General features: G+C 66.7%; 19 protein-coding genes. 14 read left to right on the forward strand and 5 right to left on the reverse strand.

All coding sequences use genetic code 11. The features are described 5' to 3' along the window. Nucleotides 1–55: 55 nt before the first annotated feature. Together KA261_07960 and KA261_07965 are read right to left on the reverse strand one after the other, a co-directional pair. Nucleotides 56–1,174 (reverse strand): hypothetical protein, encoded by a 1,119-nt coding sequence (locus KA261_07960; protein ID MBP7697731.1) that lies wholly within the window; start codon nucleotides 1,172–1,174, stop codon nucleotides 56–58. Further along, a complete protein-coding gene (locus tag KA261_07965; protein ID MBP7697732.1) occupies nucleotides 1,165–1,308 on the reverse strand; it encodes a hypothetical protein in 144 nt (47 codons plus the stop codon). Before KA261_07965 ends, KA261_07960 begins: the two co-directional genes overlap by 10 nt. A 224-nt stretch (nucleotides 1,309–1,532) precedes the next feature. Between KA261_07965 and KA261_07970 the strand changes: the two genes are divergently transcribed. The 12 genes from KA261_07970 to KA261_08025 all read left to right on the forward strand — a co-directional run bounded on the left by KA261_07970 (nucleotide 1,533) and on the right by KA261_08025 (nucleotide 14,264). Continuing rightward, nucleotides 1,533–2,408 carry a hypothetical protein gene (locus KA261_07970; protein MBP7697733.1) on the forward strand — a complete coding sequence of 292 codons (876 nt, stop codon included), beginning with the start codon at nucleotides 1,533–1,535 and terminating at the stop codon, nucleotides 2,406–2,408. Between the two features lie 21 nt (nucleotides 2,409–2,429). Continuing rightward, nucleotides 2,430–3,089, forward strand: coding sequence for a hypothetical protein (locus KA261_07975; protein ID MBP7697734.1), 660 nt, complete (start codon nucleotides 2,430–2,432; stop codon nucleotides 3,087–3,089). Between the two features lie 4 nt (nucleotides 3,090–3,093). Beyond that, a complete protein-coding gene (locus tag KA261_07980; GenBank protein ID MBP7697735.1) occupies nucleotides 3,094–3,930 on the forward strand; it encodes a hypothetical protein in 837 nt (278 codons plus the stop codon). Then, nucleotides 3,927–4,943: a hypothetical protein gene (locus tag KA261_07985; protein ID MBP7697736.1), complete on the forward strand. Its 1,017-nt coding sequence runs from the start codon at nucleotides 3,927–3,929 to the stop codon at nucleotides 4,941–4,943. Before KA261_07980 ends, KA261_07985 begins: the two co-directional genes overlap by 4 nt. A gap of 35 nt (nucleotides 4,944–4,978) precedes the next feature. Next, nucleotides 4,979–6,061, forward strand: a complete 1,083-nt coding sequence (locus tag KA261_07990) for a hypothetical protein (GenBank protein ID MBP7697737.1) — start codon at nucleotides 4,979–4,981, stop codon at nucleotides 6,059–6,061. Between the two features lie 71 nt (nucleotides 6,062–6,132). Further along, nucleotides 6,133–7,119, forward strand: a complete 987-nt coding sequence (locus KA261_07995) for an NTP transferase domain-containing protein (protein MBP7697738.1) — start codon at nucleotides 6,133–6,135, stop codon at nucleotides 7,117–7,119. Between the two features lie 50 nt (nucleotides 7,120–7,169). Next, nucleotides 7,170–8,333 (forward strand): methionine adenosyltransferase, encoded by a 1,164-nt coding sequence (metK, locus tag KA261_08000; protein ID MBP7697739.1) that lies wholly within the window; start codon nucleotides 7,170–7,172, stop codon nucleotides 8,331–8,333. A 3-nt stretch (nucleotides 8,334–8,336) separates the two neighbouring features. Next, nucleotides 8,337–9,596, forward strand: a complete 1,260-nt coding sequence (locus KA261_08005) for an adenosylhomocysteinase (protein MBP7697740.1) — start codon at nucleotides 8,337–8,339, stop codon at nucleotides 9,594–9,596. Between the two features lie 276 nt (nucleotides 9,597–9,872). Continuing rightward, nucleotides 9,873–10,454, forward strand: coding sequence for a DUF1579 family protein (locus KA261_08010; GenBank protein ID MBP7697741.1), 582 nt, complete (start codon nucleotides 9,873–9,875; stop codon nucleotides 10,452–10,454). A gap of 236 nt (nucleotides 10,455–10,690) precedes the next feature. Next, nucleotides 10,691–11,032 (forward strand): STAS domain-containing protein, encoded by a 342-nt coding sequence (locus KA261_08015; GenBank protein ID MBP7697742.1) that lies wholly within the window; start codon nucleotides 10,691–10,693, stop codon nucleotides 11,030–11,032. Nucleotides 11,033–11,249: 217 nt separating this feature from the next. Beyond that, on the forward strand, nucleotides 11,250–13,097 hold the full coding sequence (locus tag KA261_08020) for a hypothetical protein (GenBank protein MBP7697743.1): 1,848 nt from the start codon (nucleotides 11,250–11,252) through the stop codon (nucleotides 13,095–13,097). A gap of 546 nt (nucleotides 13,098–13,643) precedes the next feature. Further along, nucleotides 13,644–14,264, forward strand: coding sequence for a hypothetical protein (locus tag KA261_08025; protein MBP7697744.1), 621 nt, complete (start codon nucleotides 13,644–13,646; stop codon nucleotides 14,262–14,264). 73 nt (nucleotides 14,265–14,337) lie between these two features. On the opposite strand, the gene KA261_08030 is transcribed toward KA261_08025, so the two are convergent. From KA261_08030 to KA261_08040, 3 genes are all read right to left on the reverse strand, one after another. Next, nucleotides 14,338–15,603, reverse strand: coding sequence for an ABC transporter permease (locus KA261_08030; protein MBP7697745.1), 1,266 nt, complete (start codon nucleotides 15,601–15,603; stop codon nucleotides 14,338–14,340). After that, a complete protein-coding gene (locus tag KA261_08035) occupies nucleotides 15,603–16,493 on the reverse strand; it encodes an ABC transporter ATP-binding protein (protein ID MBP7697746.1) in 891 nt (296 codons plus the stop codon). The genes KA261_08030 and KA261_08035 overlap by 1 nt, the downstream gene beginning before the upstream one ends. Nucleotides 16,494–16,891: 398 nt before the next feature. Continuing rightward, nucleotides 16,892–18,655: a hypothetical protein gene (locus KA261_08040; GenBank protein ID MBP7697747.1), complete on the reverse strand. Its 1,764-nt coding sequence runs from the start codon at nucleotides 18,653–18,655 to the stop codon at nucleotides 16,892–16,894. A gap of 421 nt (nucleotides 18,656–19,076) precedes the next feature. Here KA261_08040 and KA261_08045 point away from each other — a divergent pair, with 421 nt between their 5' ends. Both KA261_08045 and KA261_08050 read left to right on the forward strand, forming a co-directional pair. Continuing rightward, nucleotides 19,077–19,424: a CopG family transcriptional regulator gene (locus tag KA261_08045; protein ID MBP7697748.1), complete on the forward strand. Its 348-nt coding sequence runs from the start codon at nucleotides 19,077–19,079 to the stop codon at nucleotides 19,422–19,424. Between the two features lie 42 nt (nucleotides 19,425–19,466). Beyond that, nucleotides 19,467–20,402, forward strand: a complete 936-nt coding sequence (locus tag KA261_08050; GenBank protein MBP7697749.1) for a zinc ABC transporter substrate-binding protein — start codon at nucleotides 19,467–19,469, stop codon at nucleotides 20,400–20,402.

The raw sequence follows: 20,402 nt of genomic DNA on the forward strand, positions 1-20,402 counted from the left end.
TGACCCCTTCGGCTATTAATCGAGCACTCCACTCGCGGTCCTTCGCTGTCCCCTGCTACAGGTCGATCGGTCCGTCGCCGTCGCCCCGATTGATATGGAGTCGTTCCCATGCGGGATCGGCCGCGGCGAGGCGCCGGGTGAGGGCCGGCGCGGTGGCGAGGATGAAATTCGACGGCCCGGAGAGGAAGCCGCCGTTGGCGAGGGCCGAGCACCACCACGGGTGCATCTGGTTGGAGACGATCAGGTCGACATCGCGCTCCTCGAGGTAGTCGGTGGCGGCGGCGATCACGGCGTCGGCCTGCTCGGGCGCGGCGAAGCAGTCGGCGATCGTGCCGACGTGCATGTTGCCGAAGTAGTTGTGGTTTTTCATAAGGGTGTGGAGCACGACCGCCCAGCCGACCGGAGCACCGTCGAGAGCGACCTGCAGGCGGTGGATGCGCCGGTCTTCGGCCGGATACAGCAGGTTCAGTTCCGGAGCGCGGCGGACGGCGGCGAAGGAGTAGTGGCCCGCGCCGCTCTCCCACAGCCCGTTGGTCCAGTGATCGAACGCGGGGACAATCTCCGCGGCGGTCCGGCCGAGGCGCGCACGCTTCTTCCTCCGCGAGGCCTGCAGCGAGAGGATCCCGATCGAGCCGACGCCGGTGGCCGCCGCCACATCGCTCAGGATACGCCAGGCGGGGCGCTCGCGCAGGAGGCTCAGGTTCCGCAGGAACGACTGAGGGTGGCAGACGCGGAAATGGAACGGCACCGCTTTGAGCTGCCAGCCGGTCGCGGCGAGCATCTGCGGCAGCGGGCGGTCGAACCCGCCCAGGCCGAGCGCGTAGAGCACCGGCCGGCGCCGGAGGGCATCCGCCAGCAGCTGCGGGCCCACCGCTGCGTAGGTGCGGTCGATCATCCCCTCCGAGAGCGGCAACTGGTAATTGCCGACCGCCACGACCTCGCCGCCGGCCCGGAACGGCTGGTGTTTGAGGATATACCCGCCGCGGACTGCGCCGCCGTCGTCAACGGCAACGTAGCATTCCTGGCGGAGGTCGGAACCGGCGCGCGGGGGTAGCCAGGCCGGGACCGGATTTTCGGGGAATTGGGAGCGCACGCCTCCGTGGCGAAGGCGCCGGTTGAACTGCGTCACCTCAAAGGTGTGCCGGTCGGTGTATGGTTCGATTCTCACAGCCATCGATATAGTCCGCATCGTCCGGCGCCTTGCGCGGCGTCGGCCCGCCGGGGAAGGCGCTGGTCGGCCGAACGCCGGCGGTCGAGGTCGTCGAGAGCGGCATAGACCGCCTCGAGCGCACTGTCGTGGACAGTCATCGTTGTGGTTCCATGTTATCCGTCCGCTGGGGGCCCGGTTTCGCCGCCCAATGTACGAAATGGTTCGGGGGTTGTCACGCGGGATGTCGGGGCGGCGGCGCCGGGCGCGGGGGGCGCGGTCCCGGGCCAAGCGCAGCTTTTGTTTCCAGGGCCTTCCCCGGTCCCGGTCCGAAGCGTTCTCGTTGACAAACCCCGGTGAACCGGTATATTCCGGCGTGAGGCGAATGCGGTTACAGGTTCCCCTGCGCGGGGCGGCGCTGATCGGCGCGGCCGTTCTTGCCGATTGGCTGCCGGCGGCGGCCCAGGAGAGCGCCGCCTCCACCTCCGTGTTTCGCGCCGACCGGATCAACGCGCTGATCTTCGTCGTACTTTTCTCCACCGCCATCCTCCTCTACACACGCTGGGCGCGGCAGGGAAAACCGCTGTTTCTTCGGAAGATCGCCGGTCTCGACGCGCTGGAGGAGGCGGTCGGCCGGGCGACCGAGATGGGCAAGCCGGTACTGTTCATCCCGGGGATCCTTGAGCTTGACGACATCCAGACGATCGCGAGCATCTCTATCCTCGGCCGGGTGGCCAAGATCACGGCGCAGTACGAAACGCCGCTCTACGTGCCCGTTCGCTACCCGCTGGTGCTGGCGGCCGGGCAGGAGGTGGTGGAGCAGGCGTACCGGGAAGCGGGGCGTCCCGACGCCTACGACCGGGACATGGTGCGGTACGTGGCGGGCGAGCAGTTCGCCTTCACCGCCAACGTGAACGGGTACATGGTCCGGGAGCACCCGGCGACCAACATCTACATGGGGGGGTTTTTCGCCGAATCGCTCATCCTCGCGGAGACCGGCAACGCGGCCGGGTCGATCCAGATTGCGGGCACGGCGGAGGCCTCGCAGCTGCCTTTCTTCGTGGCCGCGTGCGACTACACGCTGATGGGGGAGGAGCTCTACGCGGCCTCGGCGTACCTGTCGCACGAGCCGGTCATGCTCGGCGGCCTGAAGGGGCAGGATTTTGTGAAGCTGATCATCATCATCGTGATCGTCGTCGGCGCGGTGCTGATCGCGCTCGGATTCGGCGACACATTTGTCGGGTGGTTCGATTCCGTGTAGGCCTCGGCGCCGCGGTCACCTATGAGAACGACTTTCCCCATCTTCGTGGCATTCGCGGTCGGCCTGCTCTATGTCGTGTCGTTCTTCTTCGCCGAGTCATCGCCGATCGGGCGGGTGTCGGAGACGCTCCTCGTGTGGGTGTCGATCATCGGCGGATTCACGCTGCTGCTGGGGGTGGTGTCGATCGTGCGGGTGAACTGGACGGCGGTGGCCCGCCGGCGCCCGGGGTGGATCTATCGTCTGTGCACGCTGGTGTCGGTGTTTGTCATGGCTTTGCCGGCGCTCTTGCCGGCCTCCTGGTCGCCGCTGTTCGGGCGGGCCGAGGGCTCGGTCTACGACTGGCTGTTTCTCTATATCGACTCGCCGATGATGGCGACGATGTTCGCAATGCTGGCCTTCTACATCGCCTCGGCCGCCTACCGGGCGTTTCGCGCCCGCAACATCGAGGCCACGATCCTTCTGCTGACGGCGGTGGTGGTGATGCTCTGGCGGGTGCCGATGGGGGAGGCGTTTTTGAATCTGCTGCCCGGCGACATCCCCGGATGGCTCAACACGTACGTCATGCGCGGGGTGAACGTGGCCGTCCAGCGCGGCATTCTCATCGGCGCGGCGCTCGGGGCGGCCTCCATGTCGCTGCGCATCATCCTCGGCATCGAACGCACCTACATGGGGAAGGGCTGAGCCGATGGCGTGGTGGCAGGCAATCGACAAACTGGACCGCCGCTGGACCTACCTCCTGGTGGCCATCGCCGTCATCATCCCGTTCATCCTTCCGGCCAAGTTCCCGGTGAGCATCACGCCCGAGGCCAAGCAGCTGTACAATTATGTCGAGGAGCTGCCCAACGGCAGCGTAGTGATGCTGGTGTTCGACTACTACCCCTCGACCATTGCGGAGTGCGAGCCGATGACGCGGACGGCTCTGCACCATCTGTTCCGCAAGGACTGCAAGGTGGTCACCCTGAGCAACATCCCACTGGGCGGGCCGACCATGGCGGAGTCGGTGACGCGGGAGATGGCCCGGCTGTACGGGAAAGTGTACGGCGTCGATTTCGTCAACCTGGGCTACAAGGCCGACTACGTCGCCGTTCTGCGCGGCATGGGCCAGTCGATCAAGGGGATATTCCCCGCCGACAACAGCGGGACGCCGCTCGATTCGCTGCCGCTCATGCGGAAGGTGAAGAATTACCGGGACGTGGCGTTCATTTTTGAGGTGGCGGACAACGCCACCGCGGACTACTGGGCCTCGATCGTCAACGCTCAGTTCGGGGTGCCGATGGGGTGCGGCACGACGGCGGTGAGCGCCCCGCGCTACTACGCCTTCGTCTCGTCCGGGCAGTTTGTCGGGTTGCTCGGCGGGATGAAGGGGGCGGCCGAGTACGAGATGCTCGTGGGCCACCCCGGCATGGCGTACCGCGGCATGGACGCGCAGTCGCTGGTGCACCTGGTCATCATCGGGCTGGTAGTGGTCGGCAACGTCGGCTTCTTCGCCGGCCGGGCGAGCCGCCGGAGGGGCGCGCGATGAGCGGGATGCACGTTTTCGAAATCTGGATCATCGCCTTCTTCACGCTGGCGCTGTTCTCCTTCCTCTACAAGGACAACCCGATCTACCGGTTCGCCGAGCACATTTTTGCCGGGCTGTCGGCCGGCTACTACGTGGGGCTGATCTGGCACACCGTTATTCTCCAGCAGTTGTGGAACCCGATTTTGGGCGGCCGCTGGCTGCTGGTGATCCCGGGTCTGCTCGGGGCGCTGATGTTCGCCCGGTTTTCGTCCAAGAAGGCGTGGATATCGCGGACGCCGCTGGCGTTTGTGATGGCGGTTACGGCCGGGATTTTCCTGATCTCGCAACTGCACGGCCTCGTGCTGCCGCAGGTGCAGGACACCATGCTGCCCAAGACCGAGGCGGTTCTGGTTGATTCGACGGCCTACGAGGAGCAGGCGGACCGGCTCGTGATCACCGACAGCCTCGCCGCGCCCGGAGCGCCGGCGACGGCCGGCAGCGTGACGGTGAGCAAGCCGGAGGTCGCACGGACCGGGACCGACAGCGTGGTGATCAGCGCCACGTTTCGCGACCCGGCGCAGCCGCCGGTCGAGCGGGTGGCGTTCACCCTGAAGCTGCGGCTCCCGGACGACAAGACGCAGAAGGCGCTGGTGGTGAACGCGACCACGCGGACGCCGGGGGTGACGATCGCCGCGGGCGGCGGGGGCGTGTACACGGCCAGCTATGTCTACCGTCCGGACTCCACCCGGGCCCCCGGCCCCTACGACATCTCATTTCAGGCGTACCGCGTCGACCACGAGGTCATGCTCACCCTGCTCGTGCTGCTGGGTGTGATCACGACGCTGATCTATTTCTACTTTTCCAAGGAGCACACGGGCGCGCTCGGGGTGGCGGCCCGGATCGGCATCTGGTTTATCATGATCGGCTTCGGCGCGCACTTCGGCTATACCGTCATGGGGCGCGTGTCGCTGCTGATCGGGCGGGTCCAGTTCCTCCTCGAGGACTGGATCGGGACGCTGACTTCACTCTTCTGATATCACGGGTTATGCGATCAAGACCGAGAGAATCTTTGTTTTCGCGGGCGGGCGCGGGTGTGCTCGCGGCGGCGGTGATTTTCCTCGCCTGCAGCGGGGAGTACGACGGCGCAAAACCGGCGTACGACACGGCGCGCAATCCCGGCCAATTCCCGCCGCCGGCGACGGCGCTCCTGGACGACCTCGAGGCGGGGCGGCTGCGCGGCTACGACGAGACCACAGAGCGGTTCGCCGATCTCTACACGGCCCACCCGGCGCTCTTGGGCGACCCGGGCTGGTCCGGGGTGATTGACCGGCTCGGTCTCCGGCTGACCTGGCGGGGGGACCAACTGGTGCGGGAGGGGCTCCTCCAGTACGCCGCGGCGGCCGACCTGTACCGGCTGGCCGCGCAGACGCGGCCGAAAGACAGCCTGCTGTCCGAGCGCGCCGAGCTGTTCGCCGCGTGGCAGGAGGCGGTCGGCCGCGGGGCGGTGGACCCGGTTTGTCTCGCGGCCCCGGGTCGGGGCGGGGCGGCCGAGAAGCTCGAGGCTCTGACCGGTTTCGCGCTGGCCGGCGCCCGGCAATTCCGGTTTGCGGAGCAGTATCTCGCCGCCGCGCTGTTTGACCGGGCGACGCTCGACAGCCTGAGGCGTGCGGAAGCGGCGGGGCCGACGGCGGCCGAGCGCGCCCTGCGCGCCGCGCTCGGCGCGGGGCCGAGTCCCGCCGACCCGCCGCTGGCGAGTTTCCGGCAACCCGCCGTCGACCTCATCGCCGTCCGCCTCACCCCTGCGGCGGCGGACAGCTTTTGTCTGGAAGCGTACTTCCTCCCGCGCGCGAAGGTATCGGCGGATCTGGATATCACCTGTCGGCTGGAGACGCCCGATCCGGTGCTGAGCGCGGAGCAGCAGCCGCGGTTCCCGTACGATTTCCGGCCGGTGCGGCCGAGTTCGATGTGGGCGCCCGGCCGCATCGCGGTCGGTCTCTACCGGGGGACCTTCCCCCATCCGGTTTCGGCGGTGCTGATCGGTCTGCACGAGATGCGCGAGGGGCGGACGGTGGCGCTTCCGCTCGGCGACAGATCGACGCTCTGCCGCGTCCCGGTGGGGGCGTCGGGCGGGACTCCGGACCCGCCGTTGTGAGGAGCGCCCCGGGGTTCCAAGATTGTGCTTGCGGAAGGATTGGCCGGCATCTACCATAGGGCAGGTTTGTCATGAGCAAGAGGATACGCGTCATAGTTCCGGTCGCCGGGGCCGGCACCCGGCTGCAGCCGCACACCCTTACCCTTCCCAAAGCCCTCCTCCCGGTGGGCGGGAAGCCGGCGCTCGCGCACGTGTTGGAGCCGCTGGTGCCTCTGGAGCCCGAGGAAGTGGTGTTTGTCATCGGCCATCTCGGCGATCAGATCATCGACTACGTCCGGGAGAACTACCGGATCAAGGCGCGTTTCGCGGCCCAGGAGAAGCTGCTCGGCCTCGGCTATGCCCTGCACCTCGCGCTGCGGGAGATGGCGGACGGTCCGACGCTGGTGATTCTCGGCGACACGGTGGTCGAGTGCGACTACGGGGCGTTCCTGGGGGCCGGCGAGTACGTCTTGGGCCTGCGGTCGGTGGACAACCCGCACCGCTTCGGCGTCGCGGAGGTTGACGGCGGCCGGATTGTCGGGCTCGAGGAGAAACCGGCCGATCCCCGGTCGAACCTCGCGCTGATCGGGCTGTACTACTTCTCCGATACGGCACAGCTGCGGAAGGAGCTGGAGTACCTGGTGCGCACGGGTAAGACGACGGGCGGGGAGATTCAGTTGACCGACGCCCTCCACGCCATGATTGCGGCCGGCGTGCGGTTCGCGCCCTACGAGGTGGCGCGCTGGTACGACTGCGGGAAGATGGAGACGCTCATTTCTTCGAACCGCGAGATCCTCAAGCAGCGTGCGACTCCCGCGGCGCCGGCCGGGTCGGTGTTCGTGCCGCCGGTTTACGCGGCTCCCACCGCGACCATCATCAACAGCATTATCGGTCCGAACGTATCGATCGGCGAGGCCGCGCGGATCGAACGTTCCGTTGTCAGCAACGCCATTATCGGCGAACGATCACAGATAGTGAATGCCGTGCTCGACCACACGCTGATCGGCCGCGACGTGTTCCTCGAGGGAACGCCGCGCCGCATGAATGTCGGCGACAAGTCGCAGGTCGGCGACGTGTGAGCGCAGCGGCGGCGCAGGCACAGCCGGCTTGAGGTGAAGGAGACTGACGAATGCCCGGAGGCAATTTTCTCTTTACATCGGAATCGGTGACCGAGGGCCACCCCGACAAAATGTGCGACCAGATTTCGGACGGCGTGCTCGACGAGGTGCTCCGCCGCGACCCGCACGGGCGGGTCGCCTGCGAGACGTTCGTGACGGTCGGTCTGGTGATTGTCGGCGGTGAGATCACCACCGACGCCTGGGTGGACATCGAGAGACTCGTCCGCGGGGTGGTCAAACGGATCGGCTATGTCGATCCGACGCTGGGGTTCTCGTATGATTCCTGCGCCATCCTCAACGCCATCGGCCAGCAGTCGCCGGACATCAAGCAGGGCGTCGACACGGGCGGGGCGGGCGACCAGGGCCTCATGTGCGGCTACGCCAGCCGCGAGACGGCGGAGCTCATGCCGATGCCAATCCAGTTCGCGCACAAGCTGTGCCGCCGCCTCGCCGAGGTGCGCAAAAAAGCGATCCTCCCCTACCTCGGCCCCGACGGCAAGGCCCAGGTGACGATCGAGTACGAAGAGGGCCGGCCCCGGCGGTGCGAGGCGATCGTCGTCTCCACCCAGCACCGGGAGTCGATTCTCGACGCGACGGGGAAGAAGATCACCGAGCAGGCGCGCGCGGAAATAATCCAGAACGTCGTCGCGCCCGTCATTCCCGCCGACATGATCGACGCGCGGACGAAGTTCTACGTCAATCCGACCGGCAGATTCGTGATCGGCGGGCCGCGCTCCGACACGGGGATGACCGGGCGGAAAATCATCGTCGACACCTACGGCGGCATGGCGGCGCACGGCGGCGGAGCGTTCTCGGGCAAGGATCCGACGAAGGTTGACCGCTCGGCCAGCTACATGGCCCGCTACATCGCCAAGAACGTGGTGGCCTCCGGGATCGCCGAGAAGTGCACGCTGCAGGTGGCCTACGCCATCGGCGTCGCCGAGCCGGTGTCGCTGACAGTGTTCGCCGACGGGACGGCGAAGATTCCGGAACGGCGCATCGCCGAACTGATCCGCAAGCACTTCGACCTCACCCCCCGGGGAATCATCGAGAAGCTCAATCTGCTGCGTCCGATCTATTCGGCCACCGCGGCCTACGGGCATTTCGGCCGCGAGGAGAGCGAGTTCACGTGGGAGCGGACGGACATGGCGGCCGCCCTGGCGAAGGATGCGTGAGCGATGGGCAAGCGGACGGACATTCATAATCCCAGGCTGGCCGGCCCGGGGCGCGACCGCATCGAGTGGGCCGAGCAGCGCATGCCGGTGCTCCGGCTGATCCGGGAACGGTTCCGCAAGGAGCAGCCGCTGAAGGGTCTCCGCCTGGCCTGCTGCCTGCACGTGACGACCGAGACGGCGAACCTCGTGCGCACGCTTCAGGCGGGCGGCGCGACGGTCGCCCTGTGCGCCTCGAACCCCCTTTCGACCCAGGATGACACGGCGGCCTCGCTCGTGAAAGATTTCGGCATCGCCGTCTACGCCATCCACGGCGAGGACACCAAGACCTACTACCGGCACATTCACCAGGCGCTCGACGGCCGGCCGCACATCACGATGGACGACGGGGCGGACCTGGTGTCGACGCTTCACAGCGAGCGCCAGGAACTCATCGGCAACATCCTCGCCGGGACCGAGGAGACCACGACCGGCGTCATCCGGCTGCGGGCGATGGCCCAGGAGAAGCGGCTCCTGTTCCCGGTGATCGCGGTCAACGATTCCCGGACCAAACACTTCTTCGACAACCGCTACGGTACGGGCCAGTCGACGATCGACGGCGTCCTGCGCGCCACCAACATGCTCATCGCCGGGTCCACCGTGGTCATCGCCGGCTACGGCTGGTGCGGCCGGGGGCTGGCGATGCGGGCGAAGGGGATGGGCGCGCAGGTGATTGTGACCGAGGTCGACGCGCTCAAGGCGCTCGAGGCGACCATGGACGGCTACACGGTGCTGCCGATGGCGCAGGCGGCGCCCAAGGGGGACCTCTTTATCACCGTGACCGGCGACCTGCACGTGATCCGGCTCGAGCACTTTCGCCGGATGAAGGACGGCGCGATCGTGTGCAACTCGGGGCACTTCAATGTCGAGCTCGACCTGGCGGCGCTCGCGAAGGCGGCCAGGAGGAAACGCCGGGTGCGGCCGAATGTCGACGAGTACGTGCTCGACCGGCGGCGCATTTATGTGCTCGGCGAGGGGCGGCTGATCAACCTGGCGGCGGCCGAGGGGCACCCCGCGATGGTGATGGACATGTCGTTTGCCAACCAGGCCCTGGCCGCCGAGTATGTGGTACACAATCACGCCCTGCTCGACCGGTGCGTCTACACTGTGCCCGAGGCGATCGACCGGCAGATTGCGGCCCTGAAGCTGAAATCGATGGGCATCGCGCTCGACCGGCTTACCCCCGAACAGCGCAAGTACCTGGCCAGCTGGGACATGGGGACGTAGGGCCGCCGCCCGCCGAGAGTCTCCGCAGTTGCCGCTCCATCCCGCCTTCTGCCGGCCGCCGTCTGCCCACGCTCGCCGGGGAAAGCAATCGGCGGCATGGTCTTTGGCGACGGTTCCATCGCGGTGTCGCGGGGACGTGCTTACGTGCGGCGCCGCGGCGAAAAATGTGATTGCGCGGTCCTTCCCCCTGATGTATCCTTGTGGAGGAATATTCTCCATGTTCGGGATTTCAGAAAATGCCCCGAAACATGGCACCCACACCACACGGAGGAGTTTATGCGCGTACGCACGCTCGTGCTCGGCCTCGTCGCGGCGGCCGTTCTCCCCGGGCTCGTCCTGGCCCAGTCGGACGCTCCGTCGCAGTCGGAACAAGGGATGCCCCCGATGGGGCCGCCCGAGGAGATGAAAGAGTGCGCCTGGCTGGTCGGCGACTGGACCGCGGACATGAAGATGCGGATGGCGGCCGACTCGCCCTGGGTGGCAACGAGAGGGTCGGCCCACTACGAGACGGTGCTCGACGGCGGGGCCCTGCTCATGACCTTTGAGATTCCGCCGTCGGCGGAGATGCCGATGCTGTTCCGGGGGATGGGGCTCCAGACGTGGGATCGCGAGACCAACCAGTGGCAGATGACCTGGACCGACAACATGACCTGCCGCACCACGATCTACACGGGACCGAGAACGGAGGGGCAGACGGTGATGACCGGCGAGGATTTGTGGAACGGGATGAAGATGCTCTCCCGGATCACCGCGTCCGACGAGACTCCGACCGGTTTCGACTGGCTGATGGAGACTTCGCTGGACGGCGGCAAGAGCTGGTACGCCAGCGGCCAGGCCAAGTACACGAGAGTGAAATGAGCCGGCCGGCAAACCGGCGGCAAGCGACGGCGGGGCCGAACCCCCGCCGTTTTTTTTTGCCGGCCGGTCATGCCCGCACGGCGTCCGCGATTCTTTTTGTCGGTCCCCGCGCAACCTGCTCCGGAAACTCCCGTATGAATGGTACATCTGCGAAAGATCACCTCGGGCGGAGACCGGCGCCGCCCCACATTGGCCGCGGCGCCCGGAACGAGAGGCTGCACTCAGGAGAGTTTACGATGAGATTTAGAGACCATTTGGACGGCCGGATCGCCGTCTTCGAGTTGTCGGGGAAAATCATGGGCGGCCGCGATTCCACGCTTTTCCAGGGACGGGTGAACGAGTACGTGAACATCAACCGCAACCGGATTCTCATCGACATGGCGGGGGTGGAATGGACCAACAGCCGCGGCCTTGGGATGTTGATCGCCGCGTTGCGGCTGGTCCAGGGCTCGGGCGGGCGACTGGCGCTCACCAATATCGAGCGCGTCCGGTCGCTTCTGGCGGTGTCGCGGCTGGCGACCGTGTTCGAGCATTTCGACAGCCGGGCCGACGCTCTCGAGGCGTTGCGCTCCGACTAGGCGATTCCCTGCCGCGCCGGAATTTCGGCCGGCAGGGCCAAGGGCATTTGGGCGGTGGGGGGAGTCCGGCGGCGGTCGCAGGGCGCCGAGCGGGACGGTTCCGACGCCGCGATTTTGTTTGTCCCCCTTTGCGGAAAGGTCTATATTGTCGCCGGCGATCGGCCGGCGGCGCGCGCTGGCCGGCCTGCCGTATAAGGCACAGGACAAGGAGGATTTGATGCCCATACCGCGATGCGCCGTCTGCCTGGCGGCGGCTCTCCTCATTACTCTCACCATGGCATCGTGCGGTGACGATGACGGGTCGACCAACTCGGGGTTCGTGGCGCCCGGTGTGCATTGGACAATTCGATCCACCGGCACCGAACGGCCCCTCTTCGACATGGCCAAAGGGGACACGCTGTGGGTGGCGGTCGGCGGCGCCGGGACTGTGTTGACCTCGACCGACGGCCAGTTGTGGACGACGCAGCCGACCGACCTGACCATAGACCTGTACGGTATCGCCTCCAACGGGCAGCGCTTCGTGGCGGTCGGCGGCCAGGGACGGATCGTCACCTCGACCGACGGTCTCACATGGACAACGGCCGAGTCGACGTTCACCGCCAGGTTCTTCTTCGATGTTGCCTGGTCCGGCGAGGCGTTCGTGGCCGTGGGGCAGGGGGGGCTGGTGGCGGCCTCGGCCGACGGCCTCACCTGGGAGATCTATTCGAGCGCGGTCGCCAACACCCTCCTCGGCGTGCGGTGGATGGGTTCGCGCTTCCTCGCCGTGGGGGAGAAAATCATCCTGCGGCTCGATCCGCCGGAGCTGGACGGACTGGACTCGCTCACCGCGGCCGACGTTCTCGCCCGGCCGCCGTACGTCCTGTACGACGCGGCGGTCAGCGATTCGGGGATGCTGGCGGTCGGCCAGTACGGCACTATTCTCAAAGCTGTCAACGACACCACCTGGGCGGTCCGCGTGTCGGGACTGAATGCTTACTTGTATGCCATTGAGTGGGTGGGCGACCGGTTCGTCGCCGCCGGCGAAAACGGGATAATTCTGACTTCGGCCGATGCCGCCCGATGGGAACTGATCGCGACGCTGGATGATGACATCCGCGGGTTGTACTGGGACGGCGCGCAGACGCTGGCTGTCGGGGTCGCCGGAACGATTCTCCGTTCCGTGGACGGACATGAGTGGACTGCTGTGCCCTCCGGCCCGAACGCGATCCTCTCTGCGGTGGCGGCCAACGAGTCTCTCTACGTGGCGGTCGGCGCCGGAGGGGCGGCGCTGGTCAGCCGGGATGCTGCGCGCTGGACGCTGTGGCCTTCCGGGACCACCGAGCCCTTGGGCGCGGTGGCGACTGACAGTACGACGTTTGTCGCGGTGGGGGCGGCCGGCGTGATTGCGGTCACCACGGACGGCGTGCACTGGGAGCGGCCGGTTCCGCCGGCCGGCGAGCAGCTGCAGCTCAACTCGGTGGCGGCTTCGGGCAGCCGGTTCGTGGCCGTGGGCGACCAGGGGCGGATAATCTGGTCGGAGGATCCTGCGGCCCTTTGGCAGGTCGCCGCCGATGTCCCGGTGACGAACCCGCTCCACGGCGTTACCTGGGCGAACGGCCTGTTTGTGGCGGTCGGCACGGCGTCGGTCGTGCTGACTTCGACGGACGGCAACGTGTGGACGGCCGATACGGTCGACGCCGCCACGCCGCTCAACCTGACCGCCGTCGCCTTCGGCAACGGCCAGTTTGTCGCGGCCAGCAGCAACGGCCGCATCCTGACCTCGACGACCGGGTCGGCGTGGAACGTATTCGAGGCGCGGCCGGGGGACACGGCCGTGTACGCGATCAACAACCTCGCCTTCAGCGGCGCGCGCTGGGTCGCCGCGGGCTCGCGCAATGCCGGAGCGGCCGCCGAGGATGTCATCGTGACGCTCTACTCCGCCGATGCCGTGACCTGGAGTGTGGGGGCCGCAGGTTTCGCCGGTGAATTGCACGGTGTGGCCTGGGGCGCCGGCCGGTTTGTGACGGTGGGAGAGATCGATATCGGCACGGCCGAAAACGTCGCCCTCATCCTCTCGTCGCCGTGAGCCTGCGGCGGCGCCGGTGAAGAGATTCGCGCGCGGCGGGCGGTCTGCCCGCCGCGCATCGTTTTGTTCGGCGGCGGACGGCCGCGGCGCACGCGCCGGGTCGGAACAGGCTTTCTTTCCCGAAGCCGCCGGCAGGCCTGCAATCCGCGCTGCCGGCGAGGCGAGGGCAGGAGCCGACGTCGGCGGCCCCCGGTCCCGGTTGGCCGGGGCGAAATCGCCGGTCGGCGATTTGCGGCGGCGCGACGGGTGCAGTCCAACCGGGACAATGCCGACAGCATATGGGACGATTAAGATGACGAAGATCGGATCGACCTGAGCCACAATGGGGACTTTGCAGGGGCCCGCGGCGCCGCCGGCCGCCGGGGCGGGCCGCTGCCGACACGGCATGCAGCCGGAGAGCCGCCGCAAAAAGTTTCCGGCGATTCGCGGTCCCTGGCCTGTATAAGGAAACGGCCGGGCCATTGACATCGGGCCGCCGGCGTTGTAAGTTAAGGATCATGGCAGCACGATACGTGCGAACGTTACTCATCAAGTGAGAGAGTTTACATGCACAGAAAACTCACCGTTGTTCTGACCCTCTGCGGCATGCTCCTCGCACCGCCCGCCCTCATGGCCGAAAAGACGGCCGCCGGCAAGGTGTCGAAGAACCCGTTCGACCACCGCGCCGTGGGCGGCGGCAGCATCAGCATCGACAAGATCGACGGCTTGGTTGCGGATGGGCAGATCCAGGCAGGCAAGAAGATCACTTTCCACCTGCGCTTCACGAACAAGACCGGCCTGCCGGTCGCCGGATTCGCCAACGGTTTCCGCGTCTACTCGCCCGACGGGGCGACGTGGGGGACGACCGTGGCCGACACGACCGGACTGATGCCCAAGGGGTTGATGGACGGCGGCATGTTCATCACAACTTTCGGCATCAGCGGTTCGGGCGCCGACACCGTCGGTTTCGGCGGCTTCCGGATTCTGAAAGACGGCTTGCCGGACGGCTGGAGCGACGTGCCGGCGACGATCACGATCGGCCCCATTCCGGCGTCGATGGTCGGCAAGACGGTCTGCCTCGACCAGTCGTTTTTCCCGCCCGGCGGCTACTGGCTCTGGTCTTTGGAGGATCAGGTCGAGAACGAGCCCGACTTCGGCGGGCCCTACTGCTTCAAGATCGTCAAGTAGCGGATCGACCCGCGCACAAGCTGTGACTCCTGCGGCCCTGCTGCAGGAGTCCTTTTTTTGCGGTTAGGCGGAATCAGCGGTCAGTGCGCGCCAGAATGGCGACGCCGAGGGCGAACGCGATCGCGCCGATCGCGGTGAGAATGCCCGCCGGCACGAGCATCTGTCCGAGCGTGAACCCGCGCCAGATCGCTCCCTCGTACGCGTAGATCGCCCATTTGACGACGCTGAAGTTGCTCACGGTGAGCATCCACGACGGCATGACCATGAGGGGGACCATCGAGCCGCCCGCCATGGCCATAACAAGCATGATCGCCCAGCCGGCCCCGCTGACCGCCTGCTCCGTGCGGCCGAGGACGGAGATGAGCATCATGAGCCCGACAAAGCAGCATCCCGCGGCCGCCAGGGCGATCGCCATGCCGAGCGGGAACGCCACGCGGACGCCGAAGATGAGCACTCCCACCGCCAGCAGCGCCACCGAGACCGCGCCGGAGGTGACGAAACACGCCAGCCCTTTCCCCGCGAGAATTTGTCCGCGCGTGATCGGGGCGAGCCGCAACCGCAGATAGGTGCCGCGCTGCCGCTCGCTGACGATGGACTGCGCGAATGTCAGCGCGCACCCGAGCAGCGCCCAGGTGAGCGCCTGGGGGAACGTGATCTCAAACGGTGACCGCGGCCCCTCCCGTTCCACCGCCACCTCCACCACCGTGATGGCGGTTTTCCCGAACGGGGAGGATTGGCTCACCTCGGCGGAATCGAAGGTCGTGAGATAGTCGTCGAAACTCGCAAGCAGCCGGGTCAGCACGCCGCGCTGGTCGGGGGGCAGGGCGGTGTCGGCGCGCAATCCCGCCAGGCCCTCGTTGACCCAGGTTTTCGCGACGGCCGGGTCAGCCAGGCGGTCCTGCATGAGCGAAAACCAGGCCTCGGTCACCATCCCCTGCAGGTAGCCGGCCTCGGCCTTGCGCGACGGATCCAGACCGATCTCGATCGGCGGCATGGCGAAGGGGTTGCCCTCGCCGGTCGCAAGCGAGTCCCGCTTCAGGAGCACGTACGCCGTGAGCTTCCCCTTCTGCACGAGCAGGCGCGCCGAATCGAGCGGCAGCGGGGTGACGGCGAGCACGGGCTTGGCGGAGAGCTTGCCGATCATCTGCCGGCTCTGCTCGGTCCGCAGTTCGTCGACCGCGGCGATTTTCATGCTGCCCGCGCGCGCCCCGCCGGTGCTGAAAATGGAACCGAAAAAGAGCGCCATGAGCAGGGGAAACACGATCACCCAGAAGAGGCCGAAGCGGTCGCGCCAGAGCAGGCGGAGATCCTTGCGGGCCAGAGTCAAAAGCGTCTTCATCAGTTGCGCAGCCTCCGTCCCGTGAGATTGAGGAACACCGTTTCGAGGTCGGCGCGGTGAATCTCGAGGCGGAGAAAGCGCACGCCCGCGTCCGCCAGCGCCGCGATCTCTTCGAGCGGCCGCTCGGTCTCCAGCCGCAGGGAGGTGCCGGTGAGGTCGCCGGGCAGCGGTTGCCCCGGATCCGGCGGGCGTTCGAGTTCGGCCTCGATGACCGACTTCCCGCCGTGCTTGTGGATCAGCCGGTCGACCGTGTCGAGCGCGAGAATACGCCCGTGATCGAGTATGGCGACGCGGTCGCACAGCCGCTGGGCCTCCTCCATGTAGTGTGTCGTATAGAGGATGGTGCGTCCCTCGCGCCCGAGGGCCTCGATGGTGTCGAAGATCTGGTTGCGCGATTGCGGGTCGACCCCGACCGTGGGCTCGTCCAAAAGCAGGAGCGGCGGATCGTGCACGACGGCGCAGGCGAGATTGAGGCGGCGCATCATGCCGCCGGAAAACGTCTTCACCAGGTGGCTGCGGCGGTCCGTCAAACCGGCGAGCTCGAGCGCCCACGCGACCCGCGCGGCGAGCCGGGCCCGGGAGAGGCCGTAGAGGCGGCCGAAAAACGCCAGGTTCTCGGCCGCGGTGAGGTCGCCGTAGAGCGCGAGCGCCTGCGGGGCGTTGCCGATCTTTCGGCGCAGCGCCGGCCGCGTCGGATCATCGATCCCGTCCAGACGCACCCGCCCGGAATCCGGCGCCAGCACACCGACCATCATGCTGATCGTGGTGGTCTTGCCGGCACCGTTCGGCCCGAGCAGGCCGAAGGTCTCGCCGGCGGCGATGTCGAATGAGACGTCGCTGACGGCCGCGATGTCTCCGAATCGCTTGTGCAGGTGTTCGACCGATATCATTTCTCGCGCATCCGGTTGAAGATCTGATCGACGAAGATACGGCGGGGATCGCCCCGCGTCAACCACAGACTGTGCGCGACCGTCTGCGCAGGCGGGCACCGAGCCGGCGCGTAGTTTTGTAGGTCAGGACCTTTATGGTCCTGACGGGACCGCTCACATCGATAGTAAGAATGTCAGGACCACAAGGATCCTGACCTAGAGAAGGGCCAACCACTGGGGGACGGGTCACGTGAGCGGTGGTCGGACGGCCTCGTCGCGCGCCGCCTTGCGGGCTCAAGATTCACGGGGACTGGAGCTGCATGAGGCGGCGGGAGCCTGCGGGCTCCCGCCGTACGATGCGAATGAAAATCGCAGAGGTTGTCGCTTGCCCCCGTGCTCTGCTCCACGGCATGCCGCGGTCAGTCGCACGGCGGCGGCGGGGGTCCGCTGCGGAACAAAAAGTTCACCAGATAGGTCAGGTCGGAGACCTTTATGCCGCCGTCATTGTTGACATCGCCATGATCCGGGCAGTTGGGCGATGGACCGCCCCGGAAGAGGAAGTTCACGAGGAAAGTCAGGTCGGACACCTTCAGGCTGCCGTCCCCTGTGAGATCGCCGCGCGCGACGCAGCAGCTCGGGGGCGTGAGCACGTTGACGAAATACATTGACGCCAACGTCTGCCACTGGCTGCTCCGGTAGACTTGGAGCAAAATCATGTACGGGTCAAGCAAGGCGTAGTCGACGAACTTGGCGGTCAGAGTAATGGTCACGCTGTCGCCGGGCAGGACGTTGGCGTTGCCGTAAACAGGCTGTCCGGGGTTGAGCCCGTTCAGACTCACGCAGGGGGCGTACCCCATGCTGTCGATCATAAGTGTGTCACCTTGGTACGAGTAATCGATTGCGGCTGCAATCCTAAAATCTATTGGGAACGTGTCTGGAAAGCCGGCGTTGAATATCTTCAGCGAACCCAGATTATCGACACAATCGGTCACTGCGGCAAAGAAGCCCTTTTCGAATCCTGCGCACCACATGGAGTCGATGCATAGGGTGTCGCCGTCGGGGGCGAAGCCGTTAAAGAACATCTGGTACGGCCAGCAATGCTGAATGTCCTGAGTATCCACTATGGCCTCAGATCCAATCATGGTGACTTCCCGAGCCGGCACCGTCACGCTGCCCGAAGCCGGCGTGAACTCAATTGGAAATGTGTCCGGCACTCCTGCGAATGAATAGTCGTCCGTGAGCGGCTCGATGCCGGAATTGATAATCAGACCGGTTAATTTGGCCCATCCTGTCGGCGACGGGCCGTCATACACTTCTGCGCCCAGGGTCACCTTGCACTTCCCATCGGCCCCGGCCGCATAGATTTTCTGAATCTCCGCTGCACTTAAAACGCGCGGAAAGATCTCCAATTCATCGATACCCCCCGCGAAGCAGGCGCCGCCCTGCGGCGAAACAATCCGGTCGCCGACCCAGAGCTCCGAGGTATTGTGAAGCGTGCCCTGGTAGCCGGAGGGGTTGAGGGTCGTGACCGGCGCGCCATCAAGGTAGAACACGAGCCCGGTCGGGCTGTCGCGGTCGACCGTCACGGCGACATGGTGCCACGTGCCGGAGACGGGAATCGCGTTCCCCGCCGGCACAGCCCAGTTGTTGTAGCCGGCGGCGCCGCAGGCGAGCTGGAGGGCGAGCCGACCATCCAGCAGGAAGAAGCTGTACCCGCTGAGGTACCCGCCGATGTCCTGGCGCTTGTCGATGATGGTGCGAATGCCGGCCAGCCCCTCGCGCTGAATCCAGGCGTCGATCGAGAAGTCATTCTCACGGATGTCGATGCCGCGGCCGCGGGCCGCGCTGAACGGATTCGTCCAGTAATGGGGAACGGCGACGTGCTGGTTGCCGCCGTCGAAGAACAATGCGTTGTCGACCTTGCCCGTGATCCAGGACGGGCCGCCGACGAGGGCGCCGTCGAGACCGCGCACATTGTGCGCCGCGGTCCCGGAGGCTTCGTCAAACGGCAACCACAGCCCCATTTTCGGCGGCGGCTGCGTGCACGCACTCCAGCCGTCGGCGGCCACCAGCAAGACCGCGACCAAGGACGCGGCGACGATCATCGCCCGAAAAACCAAACGATCCCTCTGCACCGTGCGCCGGCCGACCCCCCTTTTTGACACGAACCGTGGTCTCTTCATGACGCCTTCTCCTGGGAAAGATGTACAGTTATCCCTGCTCACGTTCTGCGCACAGAACGGCCGAACGCCGGTGGTGTCTCACTATGATGTGGGTTGTCCGGATAGGTTGCCCTAGTATATCTTGTCGCCCCCCGTTAGGCAAGCTATTTGTGGACATGAGAGGCGCATTTTTGACGGCGAACAGGCAGGGCAAGCCTAAGACGACCGAAAAAGTCTCGTATCCGGGATGATCCGCCGCGCCAGGCGCGCCTCCGGCCCAGGCGGGTCGAGGGCGAGGCCGGGCGCCGGAACCAAAAGAATCGGCTCCGGCCGTTGATCCGACGGGGGCGGAAAAGCGCTTGACGCGGGGTATTACTTTGTATTAACATGGGCTCCGACCGGCAGGAGGATTTCGCCGGACCGGGATGGTCCGGTCGGCGCGATGAGAAAGAAATCGGAAATCGTGACGTTCAAGGTCGACGGGGCGCTGCTGGAGGAACTCCGGAAAGTCCCCAATCGATCAGCCTTTATCCGTACGGCGGTACTGTCCGCGCTTCGGGCAACCTGCCCGCTGTGCCAGGGGACGGGGATTCTTTCGGCATCGCAGCAGCGCCACTGGGATCGGTTCGCGCATGACCACGCGGTCACCGAATGCGACGACTGCCACGAGCTCTACCTGGTGTGCGAACACGAGGCGGGTCAGAGGCCAGGCCGTAAGCCGGCGGGCCGGAAACCGGCGGCCGGGGCGGTGAAGGCTGGGCGGCGGGGGAGGACGCGCCGAGGGAAATAGACGGCGGCGGCCGGAGGCCGCATACTTGGGAACAGGTTGACGATGATAGAGAATAGACTGATCAAGTGGACCGGCAGGGGGATCGGGGCGGTGGGCGCCGCGGTGGCGATCGGGCTGGCGCCCGCGGGGTGCGGGAGCGGGGCCAAAGCCCCGGGGGGTACGATCCAGGCGTTTGTCACGGTGGCGCCGCAGGCGTACTTTGTCGAGCGGGTCGGCGGCGATTGCGTGGCGGTCGATGTGCTCGTGCCGCCGGGTCAGTCGCCGCACACCTACGAGCCGACGCCCCGGCAGATGGCGCGCCTGGAGGCGGCCGACGTGTATTTCCGGGCGGGGATGCCGATCGAGAACCGGTGGATCGGACGGCTGGCGGAAATTGTGGGGGCGGACCGAATAATCGACACGCGCGCCGGGGTGGCGCTGCGGTCGATCGAGGGGCACAGCCACGAGGAGGGGGACGAGGAGGAAGCGGCGCATGGCAAGACGCCCGATCCGCACATCTGGCTGGACCCGGTGGCGGCGAAGACGCAGGCGCGGACAATCGCCGAGGCTCTGGGCCGCCTCGATCCGGGGCGCCGCGAGGACTACGGGGCGCGGCTGGCCGCGTTCGAGCACGATCTCGACTCCGTGCACGCGCTCATCGGCGAAATCCTCGCGCCCTGCGCCGGCCGGGCCGTGTACGTGTTTCATCCCTCCTACGGCTACTTCCTCGACCGCTACGGCCTGCGGCAGACGGCGATTGAGCGGGAGGGGAAGGAGCCGGCGGCCCGGGATCTCGCGGACCTGATCGACGCGGCGCGCGCCGACAGCGTGCGGGCGCTGTTCGTCCAGCCGCAGTTTGCCAGGAAGACGGCGGCGGCGGTGGCGCACGCGGTGGGGGCGGAGCTGGTGACGATCGATCCGCTCGCGCGCGACTACCTCCCCAACCTGGTCGACATGGCCCGGCGGATTGCGGCCGGGACGGCCCCGGAGGTGAAGTGA

It is taken from the genome of Candidatus Zixiibacteriota bacterium (genome assembly GCA_017999435.1).
In the GTDB taxonomy this organism is placed as follows: domain Bacteria; phylum Zixibacteria; class MSB-5A5; order GN15; family FEB-12; genus JAGNLV01.

Coding starts and splice junctions, on each gene's coding strand:
- KA261_07995 (MBP7697738.1), top strand. CDS start 6,133: ATGAGCAAGAGGATACGCGTCATAGTTCCGGTCGCCGGGGCCGGCACC.
- KA261_08050 (MBP7697749.1), top strand. CDS start 19,467: ATGATAGAGAATAGACTGATCAAGTGGACCGGCAGGGGGATCGGGGCG.
- KA261_08005 (MBP7697740.1), top strand. CDS start 8,337: ATGGGCAAGCGGACGGACATTCATAATCCCAGGCTGGCCGGCCCGGGG.
- KA261_08040 (MBP7697747.1), bottom strand. CDS start 18,655: ATGAAGAGACCACGGTTCGTGTCAAAAAGGGGGGTCGGCCGGCGCACG.
- KA261_07980 (MBP7697735.1), top strand. CDS start 3,094: ATGGCGTGGTGGCAGGCAATCGACAAACTGGACCGCCGCTGGACCTAC.
- KA261_08025 (MBP7697744.1), top strand. CDS start 13,644: ATGCACAGAAAACTCACCGTTGTTCTGACCCTCTGCGGCATGCTCCTC.
- KA261_07965 (MBP7697732.1), bottom strand. CDS start 1,308: ATGACTGTCCACGACAGTGCGCTCGAGGCGGTCTATGCCGCTCTCGAC.
- KA261_08010 (MBP7697741.1), top strand. CDS start 9,873: ATGCGCGTACGCACGCTCGTGCTCGGCCTCGTCGCGGCGGCCGTTCTC.
- KA261_08035 (MBP7697746.1), bottom strand. CDS start 16,493: ATGATATCGGTCGAACACCTGCACAAGCGATTCGGAGACATCGCGGCC.
- KA261_07985 (MBP7697736.1), top strand. CDS start 3,927: ATGAGCGGGATGCACGTTTTCGAAATCTGGATCATCGCCTTCTTCACG.
- KA261_08015 (MBP7697742.1), top strand. CDS start 10,691: ATGAGATTTAGAGACCATTTGGACGGCCGGATCGCCGTCTTCGAGTTG.
- KA261_08045 (MBP7697748.1), top strand. CDS start 19,077: ATGAGAAAGAAATCGGAAATCGTGACGTTCAAGGTCGACGGGGCGCTG.
- KA261_07975 (MBP7697734.1), top strand. CDS start 2,430: ATGAGAACGACTTTCCCCATCTTCGTGGCATTCGCGGTCGGCCTGCTC.
- metK (MBP7697739.1), top strand. CDS start 7,170: ATGCCCGGAGGCAATTTTCTCTTTACATCGGAATCGGTGACCGAGGGC.
- KA261_08030 (MBP7697745.1), bottom strand. CDS start 15,603: ATGAAGACGCTTTTGACTCTGGCCCGCAAGGATCTCCGCCTGCTCTGG.
- KA261_07960 (MBP7697731.1), bottom strand. CDS start 1,174: ATGGCTGTGAGAATCGAACCATACACCGACCGGCACACCTTTGAGGTG.
- KA261_07970 (MBP7697733.1), top strand. CDS start 1,533: ATGCGGTTACAGGTTCCCCTGCGCGGGGCGGCGCTGATCGGCGCGGCC.
- KA261_08020 (MBP7697743.1), top strand. CDS start 11,250: ATGCCCATACCGCGATGCGCCGTCTGCCTGGCGGCGGCTCTCCTCATT.